Genomic DNA, 6,151 nt, shown 5'->3' with positions numbered 1-6,151 from the left:
TGGCTCAAACGTGGGTGTTAAACGTTCAGCTTTTAGAATAGAAGCCTGAAAGCCAGTGATAACAGGGATGATAGAAAATATTAAGAAGCTCTCAAATGACCTTTAGAGGGCTGGTATTTGGTACTTAAGGAGGTTTCTGCATAAGAATTTAACCAGAATATTGGTGCTTTGCCCGCGAAGCGGGCAAAGCACCAATATTCTGGGGGTAATTTCATTACTGGAAATCTCCTAAAATTAAATTTAAGAATTTTTTGGTGGGTCGGAGCCCCACCAAAAAATCTTGAAAGAACGCTAGAAGTTAGGAGGGAGATGAGCAGGAATTTCAATGATAAATTCAGTACCTTGACCAGCTTGAGACTCACAGGTCAGCCAGCCGTGGTGTTTCTCAACAATGATTTGATGACTAATGGAAAGACCGAGGCCGGTACCCTGGCCTACGGGTTTTGTTGTGAAGAAGGGGTCAAAAACTTTCTGTCGAACATCCTCAGCCATGCCATGGCCGTTGTCTTGGATGCGCACAACAACCCAAGGCTCATCCGTTCTGGAATCACTAGCTTTGGTCTCAGATTCATTCATCGAGCAAGCCGATCGCACGCTTGTTGTAATCGTAATGGTGCGCGGTTCAGAGCGATCCTGTAGGGCATCAATGGCATTACTGAGCAAATTTAGAAATACTTGGTTGAGCTGACTGGCGTAGCAGTCAATGAGAGGAAGCTCACCATAGTTCTTAACCACTTCAATAGCAGAACTAGTCGCGTGAGCTTTTAGGCGATTTTGCAAAATAAGTAGAGTGCTATCAATACCATGGTGTAGGTCAACAGCCTTTACCTCCGCTTCATCGAGCCGCGAGAAATTGCGAAGAGAGAGCACGATTTTGGAGATCCGCTCGGTTCCTATTTTCATCGAGTTTAGCAGGCTGGCATAGTCATCCAGCAGGAACTCCAAATCAATATTCTTGATATAGGTTTGAATTTCAGGATTGGGTTCGGGATAGTGTTTTTGATAGAGATTAAGCAGCCCGACTAAATCCTTAAAGTAAGTGTCAGCATAGGATAAATTGCCACTAACAAAGCCGACTGGATTGTTGATTTCGTGGGCAATGCCTGCGACTAATTGACCCAAACTCGACATTTTCTCATTCTGGATCATTTTGGCCTGGGTTTGTCGCAATTCCTGAAGCGTTTGATTCAGTTGCTGGGCCTGTGCTTGGGCCGCGAATGCGGCGGCGCGAGTTTGGGCGTAGAGCTCTGCCTGGTCAATGGCGATCGCTAACTGGTTTGTCACTGCATACAGTAATTCCACCTCAGGCTGGCTCCAGTGGCGAGGTTCACGACAGTGGCTACAGGCGATCGCTCCCAATTGCCCAGAGTGGGTTTCTAACGGTATTAGCAAGAAAGATTGAATGCCCCAGGTTTCGATCCAGGTTTGTAATCCTGGTTCTTCTGTGCTCTCATTGCGAGCGTCTTCCAACTGTAAGGACTCTAGGCGCAGAATGCGTTCGACTAGGGATTGGCCCAGTTCGGGGGCGTGTTCCCCTAAAAGGCTGGGAAGTTCGGGATGAATCGATTCGTGGGTGATGGCGAGAGTCGGTAGAATTTCCGCTTGGGTGTTGTTGCCCATCAGGCACCAAAGAAAATGGCATCCATCGATGTTAAAGAGCTGGCGGATTTCCTGCACAGCGATTCCCAAGATTGTGTCTAGATCCAGGGAGTTGCGGATTTGGCTGGCAAGGCGAAACAGTAGAGATTCACGGCGACTTAGCAGTTCGGCTCGGGCAACGCTGCGGTCGATAGCGATCGCCATGCTATTGAAAATCCATTGTAAGGCGGCATAAGTGCCTTCGCGAATAGGGGCTTTGCTTAGAAGTGTGATCACTCCAACGAGGCGATCGTCCACTACCAGCGGGTAACCCACAAATGCAGCCAGGTGATCGCTCGTGGCCCACCGCTGCAACTCAAAACACATTTCCCGGTTGAGTTGATTGGTGCGGTAGGGTTGTCGGCTCTGAGCAATCAACCCAACAATAGAAATGCCCAGGGGTATGCGGGGGGCTAAGTCGGTAGGAGAGGAAATAGATCCGGCGATCGCCCGCAAATCCAAAAAATTGCTTTCCCGATCGAATGTCCAGATTCGGGCTAGAGCGATACCTTCCAATTCATCGACCAGTGCCTGCATACAGCGGCTGAGCATCGCAGGTAGGGGATCACTTCCGGCCAGTACTTGACTGATGATGGTGTTGAGGGTTGAAAGGCGAGTGTGTTCCTGTAAGGAAGCTGTTGCTTTGCGGTGTGCCGTCACATCCCGCAGATAGAGAAATAACCCACCTTTGTGGGGACTAACGACAATCTCTAAGATTAACCCGTAGGGCTCATAGGGTTGTTCAAAATGAATCTCTGCTTGATGTTCTAAGGCCCGCTGACAAGCATTCTCGCCGTGGGGCTGAGCAATCTCTGGTATGGTTTCCCACAGAAGGCAACCTATGACCTGTAGGCGATCGCAGCAGAGTATTTGTTCTGCACGCGCATTGATCGCTACCACATATCCATCATGATCCAACGAAATGAATCCATCGGGTAGATGGTTATGTATTTCCTTGGTTTCCTCCAGAGTGTAATGCAGCCGTTTGGATTTTCCAGTTTGGAATGCGGTCATGGTGGATAGCGAATCCCCGGTGAGTCGAACAGGAAGTGACGGTGAGCTTGGCCGGTGAAGGGACATGGCGATCGCTCCAAAAAACAAGGGCCAGGTTGAAATGAGAGATTCGGATTTTCAGGTTGCATATTTAGAATTCCCAAAGCCCATATTTTTTATCTCTGTAAGTTACGCTTTTTCTTAAAGCTTTGATAATGCTAAGGAGATGTGAATATTGATGTATTTGTAGCTCAAAATTTGCCAGTATTTGCTTGGTCGCTTTCTTTAGAAAGTGCTTATTTGATTGAGGTTTAGCTTTTTGAAGTTAATAGTTTTGTAAAGGCTAAAATCTGTGTTCTCAAAAGTTAATTATGGGATTGATTAACTACTAAATCAAAGCTGTCTCTGAGCAAATTACTCTGCAAATATCAAGTTTTATAGAGAGACGTGGAAGGAACGGTAGGGCGATCATTCATATGGGAACGCTAAGAATGTCAAGGGGAAACTTTTAAGTTGGGTGATCTGAATGGACGATGAGCTCTCCCCTCGTTCAATTGGGCGTAAGTTTGTCTACCATTTGATGAGATGGACGCTCAGCACACCCCTCATCAAATGGTAGACAAACTTACGTCGCAGCATATTAGTTTGTTACAGACTTTGGAGTGAACACTATGTCTGTTCCCGTGGGCGATCGCCCCACTATCCTGACGGTTGATGATAGCAAGGTCATTCACCAGATGGTGAAACGGGCGTTGGAACCTGACTATCGGGTTTTGGTGGCAGACAATGCAGTAGCGGCGTTGTCTATCATTTACCAGGAGCCGATTTCGGTGTTGTTGCTCGATGTCATGATGCCCGATGTGGATGGGTTAGAGTTTTGCCGGACAGTACGAAGTCTGCCCCAATTTCATGCTCTGCCCGTGGTGATGGTCACCTCAAAAGACTCTGCCTTTGATCGAGTGCAGGGTAGGCTAGCAGGTGCAACGGAGTATTTGGTGAAGCCTTTTGATGCCGAACAGTTGCGGAAACTGGTGCAACTGTTTGTCCAAAAGGTGAAAACGCAAAATTAATATTGTTAGTTCCTGTTTTAAAGCTAGTAAAAGAACCATTTTTTCGTGCGTGAAATGCACGAAAAAATGGTTCTTAAAATAGACTCTAGGAACTAGGAGATTTCCAACAATGAAATTACCCCCAGGATGTTGGTGCTTTGCCCGCGAAGCGGGCAAAGCACCAACATCCTGGGTAGATTCTTATGCAGAAATCTCCTAGTACGCTGCGGCGGAAATTCATCACCTATGTTTTTGTGTGGCGTGCGAAGTACCCCACACAAAAACATAGGTCGCGAACTTAGGCCGCAGCCTACTAGCTTGATGTCGGCGATCGCTCAAAAATCTGCTTCAACATTGGCCCAATGCGCTCAATGGAAAGGATATGTTCAGCGGCATTAAGGGCGATCGCTTCCTTCGGCATGCCAAACACAATGCACGTGCGTTCATCCTGGGCAATGGTGGTGCCCCCCGATTGGGAAATTGCCAGTAAACCCTCGGCTCCATCACGGCCCATGCCGGTGAGTAGAATTCCAATACTAGAGCGGCGGTAATAAGCTGCGATCGCCTCAAACATGACAGTAATGGATGGGCAATGTCCACTCACCGGCGAACCCATCTGAACCGCAAATCGTCCCTGGGAGTTTAGCTTGAGATGACAACCATCAGGGGCAAAATAAACGGTGCCGGGAGAGGGGAGGGTGTTAGGGCGGGCGATCGTGATTTTCAATGCACACTCAGCATCTAACCAATCCACGAGACCCTGCAAAAATCCCTCGCTGATATGTTGTACTACGACAATGGGTGCTGGAAAGTTAGGCGGTAAGGGTTTCAGAACTTTGTAGAGCGCTTGAGGGCCACCTGTAGATGCGCCAATGGCAACGACTTGGGGGAGGCGGATATCTGGAGTGGGAAGGAGGGAGGCAGAGAGTCGGGGAGTTGGTGGAGTTGGTGGAGTGGAGTGGGGTGGGGTGCGACGGTGTTGCGTAAAGACGGCGACGCCGGAGAGGATGCGAATACGATTGATCAACTCCTTGGCGGTTTGGTCGTACTCGCCGGGTAAGCCGGAGAGGGGTTTTGGAAAAACATCCAGGGCTCCGGCCTGGAGAATTTGAAAAACGTTGTCAGTGTCGTTCTCCTGAACAGAGGCACTAATGACCAGGATGGGACGGGGGCACTCAGCCATGATCCGTTGGGTCAGTTCCAGGCCACCCATTTTAGGCATGTGAAGGTCGGTACAGACAATGGTGGGATTGACCTGGGGAATTAGATCCAGAGCTTCCTGGCCATTGCGGGCAGTGCCGGCGATCGTGATCCCAGGGGCACTCGAAAGTAGCCGTGTCAGGATTGTTAAAGCGACAGGCGAATCTTCGACCAGAAGAACACGGATGGGGGGAGAAGACATGGTGATGCAGCTAGGTGACGGGGCATAGGTCAGGGGGAATGGGGTAATAGGGGCGGGACGTTAGGCGACAGAAAATGTGGCCGTGGGGAGGGAATGCGCAGAAACGTTGCTGTCGGTGTCCAGGGAAGAGCCACTTAGCGTTGCTCCCTGGAGACGGGCTCCGTGGAGTTGGGTCCCGTCGAGGGTCGCATGATCCAATCGAGCAGCCCATAGGTATGCATCGCGCAGATCGGCATGGTTTAGATTGGCATGCTGGAGGCGAGCAGCGTTGAGATTAGCATGGGTGAGAGTAGCTCCGCTAAGGTCCGCTCTACTCAGCTCACTGCCACTCAAGTCGGCCTGGGTTAAATCGGCGTTAGCCAGGGAGGCGTGCTCCAAGTTGGCGGCATGGAGGTTAGTCTGATTGAGGATGGCGACACGCAGATAGGCATTGCTGAGGTTGGCAGCTGAGAGATTGGCGTGGCTCAGATTTGTACCACTAAGTTTGGAGCCGCTGAGGTTCACCCCGTCCAGATCGGCATGGCTGAGGTCGATGCCGTTCATATAAGCACGGGAGAGTTTGGCCCCCAGCAGTTTAGTGCGAGTAAAGATGGCTCCGCTGAGGCGTGCGCCACAAAGGTTAGCCCAGTTAAGGTTTGCGTCCGTGAGATCGGCCGATCGCAAGTTGATGTCATTCAAATTCGCGCCACACAGATTAACCTCGGTTAAGTTCGCCTGCCGCAAGTTTACCCCCCGTAAAATTGCTCCACTCAACTTAACCCGAGTCAGATTAGCGCTTACCAGACTGGCCCCAGTCAGGGTCGCTTTGGTGAGGTCAGCCTCACGCAGATCTACCCCATTGAGCCGGGCATAGCTCAGGTTAGCGGCATAGAGAAATGCCCCCTTAAGGTTTACCCCTGTTAAATTCGCTCGGTTAAGGCTAGCCGATCCCAAAAATGCGCCAGTTAAGTTAGCGCCACTGAGATTAATGCTATTGAGGTTAGCCCCGGCCAGGTTTACGCCTGTGAAGTCGCGTTCCCCTTTAGCGTAACGGGCCATGAGTTCTTCGAGGTGCATAGTGTTGATCCGT

General features: G+C 50.0%; 4 protein-coding genes. 1 reads left to right on the top strand and 3 read right to left on the bottom strand.

Annotated elements, in window-relative coordinates:
• Window positions 1-291: 291 nt before the first annotated feature.
• The gene (locus tag H6F91_RS12980; RefSeq protein ID WP_190770355.1) at window positions 292-2,718 is read right to left on the bottom strand and encodes an ATP-binding protein; all 2,427 of its coding nucleotides are present in this window, start codon (window positions 2,716-2,718) and stop codon (window positions 292-294) included.
• A 584-nt stretch (window positions 2,719-3,302) separates the two neighbouring features.
• Between H6F91_RS12980 and H6F91_RS12975 the strand changes: the two genes are divergently transcribed.
• Entirely contained in the window at window positions 3,303-3,701 is a 399-nt protein-coding gene (locus H6F91_RS12975; RefSeq protein ID WP_190770354.1) for a response regulator, read from the top strand.
• Between the two features lie 292 nt (window positions 3,702-3,993).
• On the opposite strand, the gene cheB is transcribed toward H6F91_RS12975, so the two are convergent.
• Window positions 3,994-5,082 carry a chemotaxis-specific protein-glutamate methyltransferase CheB gene (gene cheB / locus H6F91_RS12970; protein WP_190770353.1) on the bottom strand — a complete coding sequence of 363 codons (1,089 nt, stop codon included), beginning with the start codon at window positions 5,080-5,082 and terminating at the stop codon, window positions 3,994-3,996.
• A gap of 60 nt (window positions 5,083-5,142) precedes the next feature.
• Window positions 5,143-6,138 carry a pentapeptide repeat-containing protein gene (locus tag H6F91_RS12965; protein ID WP_190770352.1) on the bottom strand — a complete coding sequence of 332 codons (996 nt, stop codon included), beginning with the start codon at window positions 6,136-6,138 and terminating at the stop codon, window positions 5,143-5,145.
• Window positions 6,139-6,151: the final 13 nt, after the last annotated feature.

This window comes from Leptolyngbya sp. FACHB-8 (assembly GCF_014695575.1).
In the GTDB taxonomy this organism is placed as follows: Bacteria; Cyanobacteriota; Cyanobacteriia; order Elainellales; family Elainellaceae; genus Vacuolonema.
Note: the sequence above shows the minus strand (reverse complement) of the source record. Positions and strands in the feature narration are given on the sequence as shown.

Bases quoted from the DNA above. Each gene is read 5' to 3' on its own strand.
- H6F91_RS12980 (WP_190770355.1), bottom strand. From the start codon at position 2,718: ATGTCCCTTCACCGGCCAAGCTCACCGTCACTTCCTGTTCGACTCACC.
- H6F91_RS12965 (WP_190770352.1), bottom strand. From the start codon at position 6,138: ATGCACCTCGAAGAACTCATGGCCCGTTACGCTAAAGGGGAACGCGAC.
- cheB (WP_190770353.1), bottom strand. From the start codon at position 5,082: ATGTCTTCTCCCCCCATCCGTGTTCTTCTGGTCGAAGATTCGCCTGTC.
- H6F91_RS12975 (WP_190770354.1), top strand. From the start codon at position 3,303: ATGTCTGTTCCCGTGGGCGATCGCCCCACTATCCTGACGGTTGATGAT.